The 20,251-nt window shown below is 72.8% G+C and carries 17 protein-coding genes; 9 read left to right on the forward strand and 8 right to left on the reverse strand.

The genetic code is table 11. The annotated features are described in order from the left end of the window. Positions 1 to 6: 6 nt before the first annotated feature. A complete protein-coding gene (locus ABTZ99_RS17100; protein ID WP_499612167.1) occupies positions 7 to 741 on the forward strand; it encodes a sugar phosphate isomerase/epimerase family protein in 735 nt (244 codons plus the stop codon). Then, a complete protein-coding gene (locus ABTZ99_RS17105) occupies positions 738 to 1,847 on the forward strand; it encodes a Gfo/Idh/MocA family protein (protein WP_499612169.1) in 1,110 nt (369 codons plus the stop codon). The genes ABTZ99_RS17100 and ABTZ99_RS17105 overlap by 4 nt, the downstream gene beginning before the upstream one ends. Here ABTZ99_RS17105 and ABTZ99_RS17110 read toward each other — a convergent pair. Both ABTZ99_RS17110 and ABTZ99_RS17115 read right to left on the reverse strand, forming a co-directional pair. Next, the gene (locus ABTZ99_RS17110; protein WP_498776948.1) at positions 1,828 to 2,418 is read right to left on the reverse strand and encodes a TetR/AcrR family transcriptional regulator; all 591 of its coding nucleotides are present in this window, start codon (positions 2,416 to 2,418) and stop codon (positions 1,828 to 1,830) included. The genes ABTZ99_RS17105 and ABTZ99_RS17110 overlap by 20 nt on opposite strands. A gap of 109 nt (positions 2,419 to 2,527) precedes the next feature. Then, the gene (locus ABTZ99_RS17115) at positions 2,528 to 3,778 is read right to left on the reverse strand and encodes a YncE family protein (RefSeq protein ID WP_499612172.1); all 1,251 of its coding nucleotides are present in this window, start codon (positions 3,776 to 3,778) and stop codon (positions 2,528 to 2,530) included. Between the two features lie 306 nt (positions 3,779 to 4,084). On the opposite strand from ABTZ99_RS17115, the gene ABTZ99_RS17120 reads away from it, so the two are divergent. From ABTZ99_RS17120 to ABTZ99_RS17130, 3 genes are all read left to right on the forward strand, one after another. Then, entirely contained in the window at positions 4,085 to 8,539 is a 4,455-nt protein-coding gene (locus ABTZ99_RS17120) for a carbohydrate-binding protein (protein WP_499612213.1), read from the forward strand. 64 nt (positions 8,540 to 8,603) lie between these two features. Then, the gene (locus ABTZ99_RS17125) at positions 8,604 to 9,422 is read left to right on the forward strand and encodes a TIM barrel protein (RefSeq protein ID WP_499612174.1); all 819 of its coding nucleotides are present in this window, start codon (positions 8,604 to 8,606) and stop codon (positions 9,420 to 9,422) included. 46 nt (positions 9,423 to 9,468) lie between these two features. Then, the gene (locus ABTZ99_RS17130; protein ID WP_499612176.1) at positions 9,469 to 10,365 is read left to right on the forward strand and encodes an RICIN domain-containing protein; all 897 of its coding nucleotides are present in this window, start codon (positions 9,469 to 9,471) and stop codon (positions 10,363 to 10,365) included. Here the strand turns inward: ABTZ99_RS17130 and ABTZ99_RS17135 are convergent. Further along, the gene (locus ABTZ99_RS17135) at positions 10,346 to 11,566 is read right to left on the reverse strand and encodes an RNA polymerase sigma factor (RefSeq protein WP_499612178.1); all 1,221 of its coding nucleotides are present in this window, start codon (positions 11,564 to 11,566) and stop codon (positions 10,346 to 10,348) included. The genes ABTZ99_RS17130 and ABTZ99_RS17135 overlap by 20 nt on opposite strands. Then, complete coding sequence (locus tag ABTZ99_RS17140; RefSeq protein ID WP_498776958.1) at positions 11,563 to 11,883, reverse strand: YciI family protein; 321 nt, start codon at positions 11,881 to 11,883, stop codon at positions 11,563 to 11,565. The genes ABTZ99_RS17135 and ABTZ99_RS17140 overlap by 4 nt, the downstream gene beginning before the upstream one ends. Positions 11,884 to 12,252: 369 nt before the next feature. On the opposite strand from ABTZ99_RS17140, the gene ABTZ99_RS17145 reads away from it, so the two are divergent. Next, positions 12,253 to 13,443, forward strand: coding sequence for a lipase family protein (locus ABTZ99_RS17145; RefSeq protein WP_498776960.1), 1,191 nt, complete (start codon positions 12,253 to 12,255; stop codon positions 13,441 to 13,443). Here the strand turns inward: ABTZ99_RS17145 and ABTZ99_RS17150 are convergent. Next, a complete protein-coding gene (locus ABTZ99_RS17150) occupies positions 13,377 to 14,666 on the reverse strand; it encodes a PucR family transcriptional regulator (protein ID WP_498776962.1) in 1,290 nt (429 codons plus the stop codon). The two genes, ABTZ99_RS17145 and ABTZ99_RS17150, sit on opposite strands and share 67 nt — an antisense overlap. Positions 14,667 to 14,881: 215 nt before the next feature. Here ABTZ99_RS17150 and ABTZ99_RS17155 point away from each other — a divergent pair, with 215 nt between their 5' ends. Continuing rightward, a complete protein-coding gene (locus tag ABTZ99_RS17155) occupies positions 14,882 to 16,096 on the forward strand; it encodes a lipase family protein (RefSeq protein WP_499612181.1) in 1,215 nt (404 codons plus the stop codon). Positions 16,097 to 16,172: 76 nt separating this feature from the next. On the opposite strand, the gene ABTZ99_RS17160 is transcribed toward ABTZ99_RS17155, so the two are convergent. Then, positions 16,173 to 17,378 carry a DUF6801 domain-containing protein gene (locus ABTZ99_RS17160; RefSeq protein WP_498776967.1) on the reverse strand — a complete coding sequence of 402 codons (1,206 nt, stop codon included), beginning with the start codon at positions 17,376 to 17,378 and terminating at the stop codon, positions 16,173 to 16,175. 200 nt (positions 17,379 to 17,578) lie between these two features. Then, a complete protein-coding gene (locus ABTZ99_RS17165) occupies positions 17,579 to 18,121 on the reverse strand; it encodes a hypothetical protein (RefSeq protein ID WP_498776969.1) in 543 nt (180 codons plus the stop codon). 147 nt (positions 18,122 to 18,268) lie between these two features. Between ABTZ99_RS17165 and ABTZ99_RS17170 the strand changes: the two genes are divergently transcribed. Together ABTZ99_RS17170 and ABTZ99_RS17175 are read left to right on the forward strand one after the other, a co-directional pair. Continuing rightward, on the forward strand, positions 18,269 to 18,868 hold the full coding sequence (locus ABTZ99_RS17170; RefSeq protein ID WP_499612183.1) for a polysaccharide lyase family protein: 600 nt from the start codon (positions 18,269 to 18,271) through the stop codon (positions 18,866 to 18,868). Next, positions 18,865 to 19,533 (forward strand): fibronectin type III domain-containing protein, encoded by a 669-nt coding sequence (locus ABTZ99_RS17175; protein ID WP_499612185.1) that lies wholly within the window; start codon positions 18,865 to 18,867, stop codon positions 19,531 to 19,533. Before ABTZ99_RS17170 ends, ABTZ99_RS17175 begins: the two co-directional genes overlap by 4 nt. On the opposite strand, the gene ABTZ99_RS17180 is transcribed toward ABTZ99_RS17175, so the two are convergent. Continuing rightward, entirely contained in the window at positions 19,530 to 20,213 is a 684-nt protein-coding gene (locus ABTZ99_RS17180) for an aspartate/glutamate racemase family protein (RefSeq protein ID WP_499612187.1), read from the reverse strand. The genes ABTZ99_RS17175 and ABTZ99_RS17180 overlap by 4 nt on opposite strands. Positions 20,214 to 20,251: the final 38 nt, after the last annotated feature.

Below are 20,251 nucleotides of genomic sequence, written 5' to 3' on the forward strand. Positions count from 1 at the left end.
CCCGTGATGAGCAGAACGTCCGTGCAGCTGTACTCCGTCCGCGACGCGTTCGCGGCCGATCCCGGCGACACCCTGCGGCGACTGGCCGCGATCGGCTTCACCCACGTCGAGCCCTACGGCGTCCTGGAGAACGTCGACGTGCTGCGCACCGCGCTGCCCGAGCACGGCCTCACCGCGCCGACCGCGCACGCCCAGCTCCTCGGCGCCGACCAGCACGCCGTCTTCGCCGCCGCGGCCGAGTGCGGCATCGAGGTCGTGATCGACCCGTACGTGGACGCCGAGCGGTGGCAGGACCCGGCGGACATCGCCGCCACCGCGTCCGCGCTCAACGCCGCCGCCCGGGTCGCCGCCGGTCACGGCGTCCGCGTCGGCTACCACAACCACTGGTGGGAGCTGGCGTCCCGGATCGACGGCCGCAGCGCGTTCGAGGTGCTGGCCGACGGGCTCGACCCCGAGGTGGTGCTGGAGGTCGACACCTACTGGGCGACGGTCGGCGGCGAGGACGCGCCCGCGCTGCTGCGCCGCCTCGGCGGTCGCGTGCACGCGATCCACGTCAAGGACGGCGGTCTCGCGCAGGACGCGTCGGGCCAGGTCCCGGCCGGCCAGGGGTGCGTGCCGGTGGTGGACGTGCTGGCCGCCGCGCCGCAGGCGTTGCGCGTGGTCGAGTTCGACGCCTACGACGGCGACGTGTTCGCCGGTCTCGCCGAGAGCCACGCGTTCCTCGCCGAGGTCGCGGCGTGAGCGCCCCGGTCGGCGTCGGGGTCGTCGGCACGGGCGTCATCAGCGAGGAGTACCTGCGCAACCTGACCGCGTTCCCGGACGTGCGGGTGCTGACCGTGGCCGACCTCGACCCGGAACGGGCGGCGGCCCAGGCGCGGCGGCACGGCGTGCCGCGATCGTCCACTGTGGACGAGCTGCTGGCCGACCCGGACGTCTCGATCGTGGTCAACCTGACCGTGCCGGCCGCGCACGTCGCGGTCAGCCTGGCCGCGGTCGAGGCCGGGAAGCACGTGTGGGTGGAGAAACCGCTCGGGCTCGACCTGCGCAGCGCGCGCGACCTGCTCGACCGGGCCGCGCAACGGGGTCTGCGGGTCGCCTGCGCGCCCGACACCCTGCTCGGCGCCGGGTGGCAGACCGCGCGGCGGGCCGTCGACGGCGGTCGGATCGGCGAGCCGCGCACGGCGCTCGCCCTGTTCCAGACGCCGGGTCCGGAGAGCTGGCACCCCGCGCCGGAGTTCCTGTTCCAGGCGGGCGGCGGGCCGTTGCTCGACATGGGCCCGTACTACCTGACCGGGCTGGTGCACCTGCTCGGCCCGATCCGCCGGGTCACCGCCGCGGGCGGCCGGGCGCGCGACACGCGGGTGATCGGGTCCGGGCCGCGGGCGGGCACCGAGTTCGAGGTGACCGTGCCGACCACGGTGACCGCGCTGGTCGAGTTCGAGCGCGGCGGGACGGCGCAGGCGGTGTTCAGCTTCGACTCGGCGTTGTCGCGCACGGGTTTCGTGGAAGTCGCCGGCACGCTGGGCACGGCCGTGCTGCCCGACCCGAACGGCTTCGCCGGCCCGACCGAGCTGCACCTGTTCGACGGTGTGCAAACGCTTGCGCCGCAAGGGCACTCCGCGTCACGGGGCACCGGCGTGCTGGAGCTGGCGCGCGCGATCCGGGCCGGCGAGCCGGAACGCGCGTCCGGCGAACTCGCCTACCACGTGCTGGACGCGATGCTGGCCATGGAGGAGTCCATCGCGCTCGGGCGCGCGGTGGACGTCGGCAGCACGGTCGAGCCGCCGCCCGCGCTGCCGGTCGACTGGGACCCGAACGCGCCGACCCTCAGTCGAGCGGAACGGTGAGGAGGGCGCCCAGGTAGAACCGCAGCGAGCCGACCAGGTCGACCTCGTCCGGCGTGGTCAGCCACTGGACCTGCAAGCCGTCCATCAACGCGATGAACGCCAGCGCCGCCGCCGCCGGGTCGACGCCCGGGCGCAGCTCGCCCCGGTCCGCGAGGGCCTGGAACGAGCCGACCACGCCCTCGCGCGCCGCCCGGTAGTGGCGGACGAAGTAGTCGTGCGCCGGGTGGTCCGCGGCGACGGCCTCGGCGGCCAGGCGCGAGTAGAGGTCGACGATGCCGGGGTGGCGCACGTTGTGCTCGGCCAGGGCGAGGAAGTGGCGCAGGACGTCGACGCCGGGAGTGGCCTGCAACCGCTCCCGCTCGGCGTCCTCCGCGTCACGGCGTTCCAGCACGGCGGCGAGCAGCGCTTCCTTGGTGGGGAAGTAGTACAGCAGCCCGGCGTGCGTGATCCCGGCGCGCTTGGCGATCTCGCGCAGCGACGACCCGTGGTAACCGGCCTCCCCGTACACCGCGACCGCCGCGGTGATGATGTCCTCGCGGCGGATCCGGCCCTTCAGGTAACCGCCGGTCACCGGCTCGCCGTCGTCTCGCGCACGCGGACATCATGCCGCACGGCCCCGCCCGCGGCGCGTCGCCGGGTGATCGGATCAGACCGCGGCGATCAGGTTCCCGGTACCCGGCTCACGGTCGCGGGGTCCACGTCCGCAGCCGTCCGGCCGCCAGTTCGGCGAACCGGCCGGTGCGCGGGTTGTGCGCGATCGGCGTGAAGCCCTCGACCACGCCCGTCCGCGCGCCGGCCGCGGGGTCCCAGACCTCCAGTCCCGCCGGCGTGCCGACGTAGAGCAGGCCGCCGTGCCCCCACATCCGGCCGACCGGGCCGGCGAACGCCGTCACCCGCCGCGCGTCCACGACGTCGTGCACCTCGACCCCCTCCACCGCCGGCCGGTCGTACCGGTCGATCGGCTGCAGCACCGCGGTGCGCTCGTCCAGCCACGCCATCGGCACGTCCCAGGCCCGGCGGACGGCCGGCTGCCTGCCGTGCTCGGTGGCGTGCACGTCGCCGCCCAGCCACGCCGCCAGGTCGTGCACGACCGTGACCGCGTCCGGGCTCCACACCCAGCCGTCGTCCAGCAGCCACCGCCCCGACGGGTCGACCAGCAGCGCGCCGTGGAAGTAGTCCAGGTAGTGCTCGGGTTTCAGGTCGTCGCCCGACCACGTCGTCACCCGCTCGGTGAGCAGCCGGCCGGAGGCGAGGTCGACCGCGTCGAGCCGGTTCCAGTCGGTCGCGGCGACGACGACCGCGTCGCGGTCCGAGCCGACGAACGCCAGCGGGAAGGGCGTGTCGCGGTAGCGGTAGTCGCCGCGGTCCAGGGTCAGCACCGGCGTGCCGGTGACGAGGTCGAGCACCACGCCGTACCGGCCGAAGTCGGTCACCACGGCCGCGTGCCGCCCGTCCGGCGAGGCGTGCACCGCCGGGCGCGGCGGGTCGGCGGGCCGGGGATCCGAGGGCTCGGCGGGCAGCGGCACCGGCGCGACGAACGACGTCCCGGTCGGGTCGACCCGCACCAGGCCGGTCTCGGCGAGCACGAGCCAACCGCCGGGCACCGCCGCCGCGCACCACGCGTTCACCGGCTCGACCGGGCAGTCCGCCGTCGTCCACGTGCCGCCGGGATCGCCGTCGCGGTGGCGCACCTCCGGCCGTCCGATCCAGTCGACCAGGTCGCTGTAGTCCTCGATCCGCTCCGCGCACCCGACGCACAGCACGATCAACGACGGGTCGTCCCGCTTCGCGCACGCCTCGCACAGCCGGTCGTACGCCACGCCGACCCCGGTGAACCGCCCGTAGTGGTCAGGGGGTCGTTCGGCGACGAGGTGCGCGCAGCCCCTGGTCCCGGAGGCGTGCGCGGCATGCCCGCACGGCAGCACGTCCACCCGGCCCATTGTGGACCACCGGTGCGACCACTCGTCGGCGTTGACGGACCGTGCACATGGACGCGGGGGCCTTCGGCCATTCGGGCATGACTTTTGTCTAAAACCAGCAAAAGTATTGCCACCTTCGGTTGGTTCTGAACAGAATTGCGCTCGCGTTCCAGCTGTGAGCTGGACCACAGAGTCACCGTCCGCGAAGCCCAGCGTCGTGCGAACGAGGAGACAGCGGTGCGAAGCACGCTCGGAACCCGCCCCCGAACCACCCGCAGATCAGCCACCGCCCTCGCCCTCACCGCCGCCCTGGGCGCGATGACCCTGGTCGCGACACCCGCGACGGCGCACCCCGACGGCGAACACCTCCTCGTCTTCTCCAAGACGGCGGGCTTCCGGCACGACTCGATCCCCGACGGCATCGCCGCGATCACCGAGCTCGGCTCGGCGAACGGCTTCACCGTCGAGGCGACCGAGGACGCCGCCGCGTTCACCGACGACAACCTCGCCAGGTTCGACGCCGTGGTCTGGCTGTCCACCACCGGCGACGTGCTCGACGAGCCGCAGCAGCAGGCGTTCCAGCGGTTCGTGGAGAACGGCGGCGGCTACGCGGGCGTGCACGCCGCCGCCGACACCGAGTACTCCTGGCCCTGGTACGGCGCGCTGGTCGGCTCGTACTTCAAGTCGCACCCGCCGATCCAGGAGGCCGACGTCGCGGTCGAGGACCACGACCACCCGTCGACCGCGCACCTGCCGGACACCTGGACCCGCACCGACGAGTGGTACAGCTACCAGTCCAACCCCCGGTCCCGGGTGAAGGTGCTGGCCGCGTTGGACGAGGCCAGCTACACGCCGACCGACCCGTCCGGCGACCACCCGATCTCCTGGTGCCACACACCCGGTCAAGGCCGCTCCTGGTACACGGGCTTGGGCCACACCAAGGAGTCCTACGCCGACCCGGCGTTCCGCCGACACCTGCTGGGCGGCCTGCGGTACGCGCTCGGCGTCGCGCCCGCCGACTGCGAGCCCGAGGACGCGCCGCCGACCGACCGGGACTTCGACCAGGTCACGCTCGCGCTCGGCGAGGAGAAGACCGGCGAGCCGATCGCGCTGGCCGTGCTGCCGGACCGCGAGGTCGTGCACACCTCCCGCGACGGTCGCGTCTGGCTCACCAGCCCGGAAGCCACGACCACGCTCGCCGGCCGCGTCCCCGTCTACAACCACGACGAGGACGGGCTGCAAGGCGTCGCGGCCGACCCCGACTTCGCGAACAACCGCTGGCTCTACCTGTACTACGCGCCACCGCTGGACACCCCGGCCGGTGACGCGCCGGAGAACGGGACCGCCGCGGACTTCGAGCGGTTCAAGGGCCACAACCAGCTGTCCCGCTTCAAGCTGACCACCGACGGCGTGCTGGACCTGGCCAGCGAGCAGCGCATCCTGCAGGTGCCCGCCGACCGCGGCCTGTGCTGCCACGCGGGCGGCGAGATCGACTTCGACGCGCAGGGCAACCTGTACCTGTCCACCGGCGACGACACCAACCCGTTCGCCTCCGACGGCTACACGCCGATCGACGAGCGCGCCGACCGCAACCCCGCGTTCGACGCGCAGCGTTCGTCGGCCAACACCAACGACCTGCGCGGCAAGGTGCTGCGGATCAAGGTCCAGGACGACGGCACGTACACCGTCCCGGAGGGCAACCTCTTCGCGCCCGGCACGGACAAGACCCGCGCCGAGATCTACGCGATGGGCTTCCGCAACCCGTTCCGGTTCGCCGTCGACAAGGCCACCGGCTGGATCCACCTCGGCGACTACGGCCCGGACGCGGGCGCGGCGAACCCGGCCCGCGGCCCCGGCGGCAGCGTCGAGTTCAACCTGGTCAAGGCGCCCGGCAACTACGGCTGGCCCTACTGCGTCGGCGACAACGTCCCGTACGTCGACCACGACTTCGCCACCGGCACGTCCGGCGGCGCGTTCGACTGCGCCGCGCCGAAGAACACCAGCCCGCGCAACACCGGCCTGGTCGACCTGCCGCCCGCGCAGCGCGCGTGGATCGGCTACGACGGCGGTTCCGTGCCCGAGTTCGGCAACGGCGGCGAGTCGCCGATGGGCGGCCCCACCTACCACTTCGACCCGGAGCTGGACAGCCCGACCAAGTTCCCGGAGTTCTTCGACGGCAAGACCTTCGCCTACGAGTGGGACCGCGGCTGGATCAAGACGATCGAGGTCGGCGCGACCGGCGAACGCGGCGCGATCAGCCCGTTCTTCGACTCGATGACGCTGACCCGGCCGATGAACCTGGAGTTCGGCCCGGACGGCTCGCTGTACGTGCTGGACTACGGCAGCGGCTACTTCGGCGGCGCGGAGGACTCGGCGGTCTACCGCATCGACTACGCCAGGGGCCGCCACACGCCGGTCGCGAAGCTGAGCGCCGACCGGACCTCCGGCCCGGCGCCGCTGACCGTGCGGTTCGACCCCGGCGGCACGGCCGACGAGGACGACGACCCGCTGACCTACGCGTGGGACTTCGACGGCGACGGCACCACCGACGACACCACGGCCGGACCGGTCACCCACACCTACACCGCGGTCGGCCAGTTCACCGCCAAGCTGTCCGTCACCGACCCGACCGGCCTGGTCGGCTCGGCCAGCGCCGTGGTCAACGTCGGCAACACCGCGCCCGTGGTGGTGCTGACCGCGCCCGCCGACGGCCGGGTGTTCAGCTTCGGCGACGAGGTGCCGTTCTCCGTCACGGTCACCGATCCCGAGGACGGGCAGGTCGACTGCGCGAAGGTGACCGTGGAGTACATCCTCGGCCACGACAGCCACGGCCACCCGCTCACCCGCGCGACCGGCTGCGAGGGCGTGCTCCCGACACCGTCCGACGGCGGGCACGGCCTGGACGCCAACATCTTCGGCGTCGTCAACGCCTCCTACACCGACAACGGCGCGCCCGGCGCGCCCGCGTTGACCGGCGAGGCCGAGGCGATCCTGCAACCGAGGGCCAAGCAGGCCGAGTACTTCACCGCCATGCAGGGCGTGCAGGTGGTGGAGACCGGCACGGCCGAGGGCGACAAGCGCGTCGGCTACGTCGACGACGGCGACTGGATCGCGTTCGACCCGGTGAACCTGGGCGGCGTCGAGGCGATCGGCTACCGCGTGTCCTCCGGCGGCAGCGGCGGCACGATCGAGGTGCGCGTCGACTCGCCGACCGGCCCGCTCGTGCAGCGGCAGCCCGTGCCGTCGACCGGCGGCTGGGACAACTACGTCGAGCTCGCGCCCTCGGCGATCACCGACCCCGGCTCGCACCGGTTGTTCCTGGTGTTCAAGGGTTCCGGCAGCCTGTTCGACGTGGACGCGATCCGGTTCACCGCCGGCGCCGCGCCGCCGTCGTGGGAACCGGTCCGGCGCACGCCCGCCGAGTCGTACTCCGCGCAGCGGGGCACCTCGGTGATCCAGGCCGAGGAGGCGCAGGACGGCCGGCAGGTCGGCAACGTCCACGACCGCGACTGGATCGCGTTCGACGGCGTGTCGCTGGCCGGCGTCACGGGCATCGGCTACCGGGTCTCCTCGGCCACGGCGGGCGGCACGATCGAGGCGCGTGTCGACTCGCCGACGGGTCCGCTGGTGTCGAGCACGCGGGTCGGGAGCACGGGCGACTGGCGCGTGTACGCCGAGCTGCCACCCGCGGCGATCACCGATCCCGGCGGCACCCACCGGCTGTACTTCGTGTTCCGCGGCGGTCGTGGCGCGTTGCTGGACCTGGACACGATCACGTTCCGCGGGCCGGGGACGGTCACGGCGGTCGACGTGCCGGCGGAGGCGTTGAGCGGGCAGCAGGGCGTCGCGGTGTACGACCGCGAGACCGCGCAGGGCGGCAAGCGGGTCGGCGAGATCAACGACGGCGACTGGGTGTCGTACGACGACGTCGACCTGTCGAAGGTCGCGGGCCTCGGCTACCGGGTGTCCTCCGGCGGTGTCGGCGGCACGCTGGAGGCGCGCGCCGACTCGCCGACCGGGCCGCTGGTGCACGCGCCGGTGACCGTGCCGGTGACGGGCAGCTGGGACTTCTACCTCGACCTCGCGCCGCAGGAGGTCCTGCTGACCGGCGTGCGCGACCTGTACCTGGTGTTCAAGGGCGGTCCGGGCGCGCTGTTCGACGTCGACACCATCCGGCACCTGCGCTACCAGCGGGCCGGCGCGTGCACGCCCACCAAGCCGGAAGCCGGTTACCGCAGCCTCTACGACGGCACGGGCGTGACCGGGTGGCGGCAGGCCGGTCCCGGCCGGTTCGTGGAGGAGGACTGCGCGCTGCGCACCGAAGGCGGGCTCGGGCTGCTGTGGTTCGAGGAGGAGTTCTCGGCCTACAGCCTCAAGTTCGACTGGAAGGTCGCGGGCGACGACAACTCCGGCGTGTTCGTCGGCTTCCCCGACCCCGGCACGGACCCGTGGGTGGCGGTGAACCAGGGCTACGAGGTGCAGATCGACGCGACCGACGCGCCGGACCGCACCACGGGCGCGATCTACTCGTTCCAGTCGGCCGACCTCGCCGCCCGGGACGCCGCGCTGAAGCCGCCGGGGGAGTGGAACGCCTACGAGATCGTCGTGCGGGGGCAGCGCATCCGCGTCTTCCTCAACGGGGTGCTGGTGAACGACTTCACCAGCACGGACCCGGCACGTGACCTGACCACCGGGCACATCGGCCTGCAGAACCACGGCGACGGCGACGACGTGTGGTTCCGCGACGTCCGCGTCAAGGAACTGCCCCGATGACCGGAGCCCGGAGCCCGCAACCACCGAACCCCGCCGACCGTTCCCAGCCGATCGAGGAGTAACCATGCCGTCCCGCCGCACGTTCCTCAGCACCGCCCTCGCCACCGGCGCGGTCGTCGCCCTGCCCTCCGCCGCGTCCGCCGCCGACCACCCGTGCCGCCGGGTGCCGAAGGAGTCGATCAGCATCCAGCTCTACACCTTGCGGGGCATCATGGGCGACGACCCGGAGCCCGTGCTGTCGGCGTTGGCCGACATCGGCTACCGCAAGGTCGAGCTGGCCGGCACGTACGGTCGCAGCGCCGCGGAGTTCGCCGCGGTGCTGCGGCGGTGCGGGCTGCGGGCGACCTCCAGCCACGTCGGCATCGACGGCGACCTCGACCAGGTGATCGCCGACGCGCGCACCCTCGGGCACAAGTACGTCGTGGTGCCGTGGGTGGACTACCCGACCCTGGCGCAGTGGCGGTCGTTCGCCACCCGGTTGGAGGCGGCGGGGGACAAGGTGCGGCGCGCGGGGTTGAGCCTCGGCTACCACAACCACGCGCACGAGTTCGCCCCGGTGGAGGGGGTGCGGCCGTTCGACGTGATCACGGCGGGCACGACGCGGCGCAACGTGCACCTGGAGCTGGACCTGTACTGGGCGGTGGCCGGCGGGGTCGACCCGATCGCGGTGCACCGGGCGAACTTCCCGCGCGTGCGGCAGTTCCACGTGAAGGACCGGGCGGCCGACGGGTCCTTCGCCGACCTCGGCAAGGGGACGATCGACTTCGCGGCCATCTTCCGGGCCGCGAACGTGACCGAGTACATCGTGGAGAACGACCAGCCGCGCGACGCCCTCGTCACCGCGAAGGTCGGTTACGACTACCTGGTGAACCTCCGGTTCTGAGGGGGCCGCTTGCCCGTGACGACGGGCAACCGCCAAGATTGCGCGCGTGACGTCGCACGGTGCCCAGCCGGATTCGGTACGTGACGTGGCCGAGTTCGTGGCGATGTTGCGGGAGCTCAAGGAGAAGTCGGGGTTGACCCTGCGCGGCCTGGAGGAGAGCGCGGCCGCGCAGGGCGAGGTGCTGGCCCGCAGCACGGCCGCGGACATGCTGCGCCGCGACAGCCTGCCCCGGGCGGAACTGCTGACCGCGTACGTGAAGGCGTGCGGGGTCGAGCAGCCGGAGGCGTGGTTGCGCGCCCGTGAGCGGCTGGCCGCGGGCGGCGCGACCGTCGTGCCCGAAGCACCGGCTCGCCCCCGGTGGCGCCGCCCGTGGGCGGTGGCGGCCGCCGTCGTGGTGCCGGCGCTCGTGGCCACGGCCGTGCTGCTGTGGGATGGCGCGCCGGACACGGCGGCGATCGGCCCGACCACCTCGCCGCAGGCCGGACCGGGGCCGTCGGCGCCGGGCATCCACCCGGTGGGCGCGCCCGACCTGTGCCTGACCGAGGGCCGTGACAGCACCAAGGAGTACCCGCACGCGGTCGCGGCGCTGCGGCCGTGCGGCGATCCCGGGCCGCGGGTGTCGCTGCACGCGGTGGGCGCCGAGTTCACCACCATCAAGTGGGACAACCCGTCGCAGGGCGTCGGTTGCCTGACCGTGCGGCGCTCCGAACCGGCGATGAGCCTGCTCGAACCGTGGGACCGGTGCTCCGACGACAACCTCGACCAGCTGTTCCGCCTGGAGCAGACCGGACCCGGCCGGTACCGCTTCCGCTCGGCGGACGGCGTGGCGTGCGTCGGCCTGCGCGGCGGCGAGGTCCGGGAAGGCGCGGAGGCGGTCCACGAACCGTGCGCCGACGAACCGGATCAGGAGTTCACCGTCGACCTCACCCGCGCAGAGCGCTGATCAACCGGGTGAGGTGGCGGCGCTCCGCGTCGGTCGGGGCCAGGGCCAGGGCCCGCTCGTAGGCGGCGAGCGCCTCGGTGGTCCGGCCGAGGCGTCGCAGGAGGTCCGCCCGGGTGGCCGGGAGCAGGTGGCCGGTCACCTCGTCGGCGAGGTCGTCCACCAGCGCCAGACCGGCCGCGGGGCCGTCCGCCATCGCCACGGCCACCGCCCGGTTCAGCCGCACGACCGGTGACGGGACGAGCATGGCCAGCTCGCCGTAGAGCAGGGCGATCTGGGGCCAGTCCGTGTCCTCCGCCCGCGCGGCGGTGGCGTGGCAGGCGGCGATGGCGGCCTGCACCTGGTACGGCCCCGGCCGGCCGCGCCGCAGTGCCGAGTCCAGCAGCGCCACGCCCTCCTCCACCTGCCCGCCGTCCCACCGCGACCGGTCCTGCTCGTCGAGCGGCACGAGGTCGCCCGCGTGGTCGAACCGCGCGTCCCGGCGGGAGTCCTGCAACAACATCAGCGCGAGCAGGCCGACCGCCTCCGGCTCGTCGGGCATCGCCGCGACCAGCGTGCGCGCCAGCCGGATCGCCTCCGCGCACAGGTTGCGCCGCAACAGGTCGGCGCCACCGCTGGCCGCGTACCCCTCGTTGAACAGCAGGTACAGCACGCCCAGCACGCCACCAGTGCGTTCGGGCAGCAGGTGGGCGGGCGGCACGCGGTACGGGATGCGGGCGTTGCGGATCTTCTGCCGCGCCCGCACCAGCCGCTTGGCCATCGTCGCCTCCGGCACCAGGAACGCCCGCGCGATCTCCGCCGTGGTCAGGCCGGCGACGGTGCGCAGGGTCAGCGCGACCCGCGCCTCCAGCGTCAACGCCGGGTGGCAGCACGTGAAGATCAGCCGCAGCAGGTCGTCGCCGAGCTCGTCGTCGTCGACTTCGTCCGGTGGCGCGTCCAGCACCGCCACCACCTCCCGCAGCTTCGCCGCCTCCACGCTGGAGCGCCGCAACCGGTCCAGCGCGCGGTTGCGGGCGGTCGTGGTGAGCCACGCGCCGGGACGGCGGGGGACGCCTTCGCGCGGCCAGCACTCCAGTGCCCGCGCGAAGGCGTCCTGCACGCACTCCTCGGCCAGTTCCCAGTCGCCGGTGAGGCGGATCAGCGTCGCCACGATCCGCCCCCGTTCGGCCCGGAACAGCTCCGAGACCTCCGCCTCGACCGTCATCCGGTGAAGAACGGCCGCACCTCGACCGACCCGAACCGCGCGCACGGGTGCCGTGACGCGATCCGGATCGCCTCGTCCAGGTCGGCGCAGTCGACGACGTCGTAGCCCACGATCTGCTCCTTCGTCTCGGCGAACGGCCCGTCGCTCAGCAGCACCTCGCCACCGCGCGCCCGCACGGTCGTGGCGTCCTCGACCGACCGCAGCTGCGAGCCGTCCAGCCGCCGGTCCCCGAGCTCGGCCAGCCACTGCTCGATGGTCGGGTCGCCCTCGGTCGGCTCGATGGTGTCGTCGACGCAGATCAGCAGCATGTACTTCATCGGTCACTCCCGTCGTCCGGTGCATTCCACCACTACGACGAACGGGGACCGCCGAGGAGGACACCCCCGCCTGCGATCCGCGTCATGACGAGGGACCTGGTCGCGATCGAGGAGGACGTCGCGCTGCTCGACGCCGTCCGGTCCGCGTTGACGCTGCTCCCGTCGACCGGTACGGCTTCGGCTCGGTGCGCGGGATCTTCCTCAAAGCCGCCCGGTGAAATGGCCCGGTCGGCCCGGGATAGCACGCGCGCGCAATTCCCGAGCTCGGGTTTGCGTGCCGGTGACAAGAATCCACAGGGCGCTTGACCTGCGGGAACCCGTCACGCAATGGTTCGGCGGTATTCGCCCGAGCTCGACGAGGAGCAGCCAATGCGATTGCACCGGGGGTGGGCCGTCGCGCTCACCGCGGTCCTGACGGCGGCCGGCACGACCGACGCCGTCGCCCAGATCTCCTACACCGGCACGGGCTCCGCGCCGGCCAACGGCGACGTGCTGCGGTCCGAGCCCGCCGACTTCTTCCTCGACCCGGTCAAGCTGCTGCGCGCGCCCGCGACCGTGCACCGGATCCTGTACCGCAGCACGGACACGCACGACCGCCCGATCGACGTCAGCGGCACCGTGCTCACGCCGCACACGCCGTGGTCCGGCCCCGGTCCGCGCCCGGTCGTGGGGTACGCGCCGGGCACGCAAGGCGTCGGCGACGACTGCGCGCCGTCCCGGCAGCTGGCGATGGGCAGCGAGTACGAGGGCCCGTTCCTGGCCGGTCTGCTCACCCGCGGCTACGGCGTCGTCGTCACCGACTACGAGGGCCTGGGCACGCCCGGCATGCACACCTACGTCAACCGCGCGGCCGAGGGGCACGCGGTGCTGGACGCGATCCGCGCCGCGCAACGGCTGCCGGAGGCGAACCTGCCCGACGACGGGCCGGTGGCGGTCGCCGGGTACTCGCAGGGCGGCGGCGCGGCGGCGGCTGCCGTCGAGCTGTACGCCGGGTACGCCCCGGAACTGGAGCTGAAGGGCGCGTACGCGGGCGCGCCGCCCGCCGACCTCGGCGCGGTCGCGCGCAACCTGGACGGCCACTACGCCGCCGGGTTCCTGGGCTACTCGCTGCTGAGCCTAGACGCCGCGTACCCCGAGCTGGACATCCCCGGCGTGCTCAACGACGCCGGCCGGACGCTGCTGGCGCAGGTGGCGCGCCAGTGCACCGCCGAGGCGCTCCTCGCGCACGCGTTCCGCAAGTCGGTCGACCTCACCGCGGACGGCCGGCCGCTGGCCGCGTACCTGGACGAGGAGCCGTACAAGTCGCGGGTGGAGCAGCAGCGGATCGGCGTGCGCAAGCCGGGCGCGCCGGTGCTCGTGATCCACAGCGCGTTGGACGACATCGTGCCGTACGCGCAGGGCGCGGAGATGGTGCGGCGGTGGTGCGCCCTGGGCGCGAACGTCAAGTTCAGCACCTCGCTCGTGCCGACGCACGCGGCCGGCATGGTCGCGGCCTACCCGGAGGCCTTCGCCTGGCTGGAGGCCCGCTTCGCAGGCTGGCCCGCGCGCGGCACCTGCTGAGCGTCGCGCGCCCGGCGGAGCAACCGGCGGGCGCGCAACGCGATCTCCAGCGTCAAGCGCTCGTCGGGGTCGGCCAGCCGGTCGCCCAGCAGCTCCTCCAACTGGTGCATCCGGTACCGGACGGTCTGCGGGTGCACGTCGAGCCGGTTGGCGATCTCGCCGATGCCGCCGCGCGTCTCCAACCACGCCAGCAACGTCGTCTCCAGCCGTTCCCGCTGCTTGACCGTCAGGCCGTTGAACGCCGCCAGCGCGCGCCGGCTGAGCTGGCCCACCAGGAACTCGTCCGACAGCAGCGCCAACGTGGCCAGGTGGTCGTCGCACCACGTCACCGGCACGGCGGGCAGCAGGCCGCGCCGCACGAACCCCAGCGCCCGCCGCGCGCACGCCAGCGACTGCCGCGCCTCGGCCAACGGCACCGTCGGACCCACCGCGGCCCGCCGCCCGCGCAGCTCCAGCTGCGAGCGCCCCTCGGGGTTGGCCACCACCAGGCACGGCGTGGAGCTCTCCAGGTCCACCAGCACGTCACGGCCCAGCGTCACCGACGGGAGCTGGTGCTGGTCCTCCCGGTACTCCAGCGCCACCACCGCGACCCGTTCCGGCAACGGCCAGTCCGTCGTGCCCGCCAGGTCCGCGAGCGACCTCGGCGACGGCGGCTGCTCGGCCAGCACCAGCTTGAGCAGCTGGCGACGCCTGCGCTCCAACGCGCCGCTGGCGTTGGCCTGCGCCTCCGAGTAGCCCTCGATGGCCACCCGGCACAGCTCGTCCACCCACGCGAAGATCGCGTCGGCCACCACGAACAGGGTGTCGGTGGACACGCCCACCGCGCGGCCGTGCTCGCTCAGGTGCCGCCACACGACCCGCGCGCCGACCCGCACCGCGGTCTGCAACGAGTCCATCGTGCGGCCTTCGAGGTACTCCATCCGCCCGCTGTAGCGCAGCACGGCCTGCCAGTCGGTCTGCGCCGCGTCCGGGTTGGCGATGTTGTCGAAGCACTTCACGATCGCCATCTCGACCGCGCCGACCAGCACCTCGCGGAACTTGCCCTCCAGCGGCTGCGCGTACGCGGGCACGGTCCGGCGGATCTCCCGCACCACGTCCCGCACCAGGACGCCCGACAGCGGCGCCATCTTCTCCGCCAGCTCGCCCGGGATGCTCGACCACAGCTGCCGCGCCGCGCTGTAGGTCCGCTGTCGCACCAACCCGCCGTTCAGTGAGATCGCCATGCCGCCTCCGCTGTGCGCGAAGCACCGCCCTGGGACTTCGCCCGGCTGACCATAAAATCATCCGCGACGGTGTGTCAAATATTCTTTCCGGCACTGCTCCGCGTTCACTCTTTCGAGTGATGGGGCTTGTTGTACGAGCATTACAAATCCGGTTTTGGAAACACGCACCCGGATGACAAGTCGGGCGGTCGGCCTGGACTGGCCGGTCCGGATTAATGCACTGTGCATTGTCTCTGTCACATTTCCTGGGAGGTGTCGGTTTGCGAAAGATATTCTCATTATCGGCGGTCGCGGTCGTGGTGGCCGCCGCCGTCACGGGCCTCGCGCCCTCGGCGGCGGCCGACGACTCGTTCTACGTGCCGCCCAGCCCGCTGCCCGCGGGCGCGCCGGGCGACGTCATCCGGTTCCGCGCGTCGTCGGCGGGCGCTCTCGGCTCGACGGTGAACGCGTGGCAGGTCATGTACCGGTCCACCGACGCGCTGGGGCAGCCGAACGCGGTGACCGGCACCGTGCTCGTGCCGCGGTCCGCCGACCCGGCGACGGCGCCGGTGGTGGCGTTCGCCGTGGGCACGCACGGCCCGGCGTTCAGGTGCGCGCCGTCGGAGATGGTGCGCATCGGCGCGCTCTACGAGCAGCCCGCCGTCAACGACCTGCTGCGCGCGGGCTACGCGGTCGCCATCACCGACTACGAGGGCTACCGGCCCGACCCGAGGACCACCTACGTCACCGGCCGGTCCGAGGGTCACGCGGTGATCGACGTGGTCCGGGCCGCGCAACGGCTGCCGGACGCCCGGCTGTCCCCGGCCGCGAAGGTCGTGTTCCGGGGCTACTCGCAGGGCGGTGGCGCGGCGATGTGGGCGGGTCAGCTGCAGCCGGCGTACGCGCCGGAGCTGAACCTGGTCGGCGTGGTCGGCGGCGGCGTGCCCGCGGACCTCGTCCAGGTCGCCCTGCCGCTGGACGGCCGGAAGGGCTTCGGCCTGCTCGCGAACTCGTTGATCGGGTTGGACCACGCGTACCCGGAGCTCGACCTGGAGGCCTACCTCAACGACGCGGGCCGCGCGGAGTTCGCCCGCATGGAACGCGAAGCGTGCACGTTGGAGCTGCTGGTCGACTACCAGAGCCGCAGGCTGTCCGACTACACGACGTCCAGCCCGGTGCTCACGCCGCCGTGGCTGGCGAGGGTGGCGGAGAACAAGCTCGGCGGCACGGCGATCCGCGTGCCGGTGCACGCCTACCACGCCACCGGGGACGACCTGGTCGACTTCACGCAGGCCAAGGCGTTGCGCGACGCGTACTGCCGGCTCGGCGTGCAGGTGGACTGGCGGACCTACGCCACCGACCACATCACCGCCGTGCACACGGGCAGCGCGGCGGCGCAGGCGTTCACCGCGGACCGGATCGCGGGCCGCCCGGCGACGTCGAACTGCTGACCGGCCCGGAACAGCAGGAGACCGCCGCGGTCGGACGCGGCGGTCTCCCAGTGCGGTCGGGGTGGGTTCCGGGCGGTTACGCGGTCTTCGCGGTGAGCGTCAGGTCGATCGTGTTGTCCGGGCCCGCGGCGAAACCGCTGACCAGGTCGTTGAGCGGACCGCAGCCCGTCAGCGCCGGGATCGTGTACGTGCCCGCCAGCTTGCCGCCCTTGAGCGGGTCGAAGCCCGCCGCCGACGCCAGGCCGATGTCCGCGGGCGTGGTGGTGCGGCAGTTCGGGTCGTTGCTGATCGGGATGCCGAACGCGGTGACCGACGGCAGCTTGATGGTGACCTTCGAGCTCGACTTCACCGCGCCGGCGGCGAGCGTGCCGGTCGTCTTGCCCTCCGGCACGAACTCGATCTTCGACTCCACCGGCACGAACCCGAACAGGCTGAACTTGCCCGAGGTCGGCGGCAGCACCAGGTCACCGGTGAAGGCGCCGGTGGCCAGGTCCAGGTCGGCGTTCAGGCTGCCCGGGCCGAGCGCGACCGCGCCGCCCAGCTTCTTGATCGTCGACGTGCCGTTCAGGGAGTAGGCGTACTTGATGCCGCCGGGGGGCCGGGTCGTCGTGGTCGTGGGCACGGTGGTGGTCGTCGTGGTGGTGGTCGTGGTCGTGGTGGTCGTCGTGGTCGGGCCGCCGCCGCCCGACACGTCGAACCGGATCAGCGTCGGGTCCTGGCCCGGGTCCAGCACGCAGTTGGACGTGAACGTGCCGAGGCCGGTGTCGGTGCCGTCGGCCTTCTTCGGCGTCAACGTCGTGCTGTAGTTGCCGACCGTCACGGTCGTCGTGCCCGCCTTGGGGATCACCGCGGTCGGCACCGGACCGCTCGCGACCACGTCGAACGCGCCCTCGGTCGGCACCGGGGTCTTCGGCACGGTCAGGCCGGGGATCTTGATGTCGAGCTTGCTGCCGGCGTTGTCCAGCGTCACGCCCGCCTCGGCGGAGCCCTCCACCGTCGCCGCGCCGACCAGCGTCAGGCCCTGCGTCGCGGTCGGCGGCACGGTGACCGTCGCGGAGAAGTCCGTGGTCTTCAACTCGCCGCCGACCGAGGTCGGCGCGTCGATGGTGGCCCGGATCCGGGTCGACAGCACCTGGTTGCCGATCAGCGGGAACGGGCAGGTGAACGTCAGCGTCTTGTCGACCTGGACGGGCGCCGCCGAGCCGCTGCCGACGCCGGCGAGCAGACCGGCCACGACGAGCCCGGACGTCACGCCCGCGCCCAGTATTGTCTTCAACCTCACGGGTGATCCTTCCTCGAAATCTGCCGGAAATGTGCCGACTCGACGGAAGTTAATGAGGTGCGCGGACCACCGGCAAGAGTTGCCCGGAAAACCTTCGATATCCGCTAAATAATGCGGCAGACATTGTGGCGGCGCCGGTCGCGGCACTCACGTGGTGACAAGAACGCGGCGCCGCGCACTCGTGATCGTGCGAACAATCGCTAGTCGTCCGCCTTGGCCTCGCCGCGGCGGCGCATGAAGGTGAACCCGGGGATGCCGAGGATCGCCTGCCGGACGTCGTTGGTGACCTCCAGCAGCTGGTGGATGTCCGGCCCGACGCGGTCGAGCGTGGCCAGGATCGGCAGCACGTCCTCGATCAGGTGCTTGGTCAGCACCGGCAGCTGGTCCACCAGCTGCACGGCGGCGTCCACCTCGTGGGGCGACAGGTCGTCCACGAACCGCTGCGCGAGCGGCTGGGCCTTCCGCGCGATGGGCGCGTAGCTGTCAAGCAGCTCGCGCGACGTCCGGGCGGTGCGGCCGACGTCGGTCGTCACGTCCTCGGCCGTCGCGGTCACCGCCTTCGCCCGCCCGACCAGCGCCTCGGTCTCGGCCAGCACCCGTTCGGTGCGGGTGACCATCTCGTCGGCGCGGCGCACGACGGCCTCCGCCGCGCCGAGCAGGTCGAGCACGCGGCCCGGCACCGACACGGCGGTCTCGACGGTCGTCCGGGCCAGGCCGAACAGGGCGCGCGGGGTGAGCTCCATGCCGTCCACTGTGCCGCACGCGGACGTGCCCGGCCTCAGGGAGATCCCTGACCGGGCGATCCTTGTCCGAGTCGTCCAGACCAATTACAGTGACCTGCGCCACCGCCTCGACCCTCCCCGTCACCAGGGGAGTCGAAGGAGGCGCGCATGTCCGGAACACTCCGAGCCCTGGTCGCGGCGGTGTTCGTCGGCGGCCTGGTGGTGGCCCCACCGGCCGCGCACGCCCAGGTCGAACCCGGACCGTGGACCTCGTACTCGCCCACCTTCACCGTGCAGGAGCGGGGTTGCGGCGACGTCGCGGACCTGACCTTCCGCCTCACCTGCGCCACCGCGAGCGGCGACCAGCGCGCCGAGCGCCGGTACGCCACCTACTCCGGGGGCACCCGCCAGTTCGAGGGGTCGTTCCGCATCACCAGCCTCGGCGGCACCCGCGTCAGCCTGAAGCAGACGTTCCACGAGTCCGCGGCCGGCCCGTTCTTCATGCTGGCGGTGGAACGGGGCGGCCGGCTGTACGCGGTGCACGGCGGCGCGACGATCGCCACGGGGGCGACCGTCGGCACGTCCGTGCGGGTGAACACGGTGCACGTGGTGGGCGGCCAGCACCGCACGTACATCAACGGATCGCTGAAGCACGCGTACGACGGCCCCGGTGGCAGCTTCTACGACAAGTTCGGCGCCTACCGCACCAACAGCGGCCAAGGCCCGGCGACGGTCGTGTGGAGCGGCATCCGGTTCTGGCGCAAGTGAGGCGTCTCGTCGTGGTGTCGGTGCTGCTCCTGGTCGCGTGCGGCCGGGAGCGGCCCTCGACGCTCACCGCCACGTTGACGTCGCCGACGGACGTCTCGCTGGCGTGGGAGGCCGAACCGGGCGCGGCGGGGCAGGTCGTCGAGTACGCCCACGCGGCCGGCGACGCGTACACGGTGCTGGAGTTCGTGCCGCCGTCCCGCACGACGTTCGCGCACCCGGACCTGATCCCCCGGACGTCGTTCCACTACCGGGTGCGGTCGTTCCACGGCCCGGCGTCGGCGTCGGTGGACGTGGCGTTGCCGCCCGGCGACGAGGTGCCGCCGGCCGACGGTCACGAGTGGGCTGCGCCGGTGAGCGGTCCGAGCGGCGTGCGCCCGGTGCGTTCGGCCGACGCCGGTGCGGGTGACTTCCGGGCCGAGGTGAAGCACGCCAACGGGATCCTGTTCACGTGGACCGACCGCGCGGCGGGGGAGGAGGGGTACCTGCTGGAGGTCAGGCCGGCCGGGGCGGCGGAGTTCTCGGTGGCCGCGCGGCTCGACCCGGACGTGCGGTCGTTCGGGTTGATCACGCTGCCGACGGAGAAGACCGCCACTTACCGCGTACGTGCCTACTACTACGGCGCGGCGTCCGACGTAGTGCACCTGACGACCGGAGGCGAGGCCTAGGCCAGCGCGAGGTCGACGCCCGACTCGACGTGGATGCGGGTCGAGTCGACCAGCGGCACGGTGCTGTCGGACTGGTCGACCAGCAACGTGATCTCCGTGCAGCCCAGGATCACCGCCTCCGCGCCGCGCTCGACCAGGCGTGCCATCACGTCCCGGTAGGCGGCGCGGGACGCGGGCTCGACCCGGTTCTTGGTCAGCTCCTGGTAGATCACGTCGTGCACGAGCGTGCGGTCCGGTTCGTCCGGGACGACCAGCTCGATGCCGTGCGCGCGCATCCGGTCGCGGTAGAAGTCCTGCTCCATGGTGAACCGGGTGCCGAGCAGGCCGACCTTGCGGTAGGCGGTCAGCCGCCGCGCCGTGGCGTCCACGATGTGCACGAACGGCACCTGGACGGCGTCCGTGATCGCGTCGGCGACCTTGTGCATGGTGTTGGTGCACAAGAGGACCAGCTCGGCGCCCGCGCCTTCGAGCTTGCGGGCGGCCTCGGCCAGCAACTCGCCCGACCGCTCCCACTGCCCCGTGCGCTGCAACTGCTCGACCTCGGCGAAGTCGACGGTCAGCAGCAGGCTGGGCGCGCAGTGGTGGCCGCCGAGCCGGCGCCGCGTCTCCTCGTTGAGCAGCCGGTAGTACTCGGCGGACGATTCCCAGCTCATCCCGCCGATCAACCCGATGGTTCGCATGGCGACGATTGTGTCGGCACGCCGTCTGCCGAGCGGCA

The sequence above is a fragment of the Actinosynnema sp. NPDC002837 genome, assembly GCF_040295345.1.
Lineage (GTDB): Bacteria > Actinomycetota > Actinomycetes > Mycobacteriales > Pseudonocardiaceae > Actinosynnema.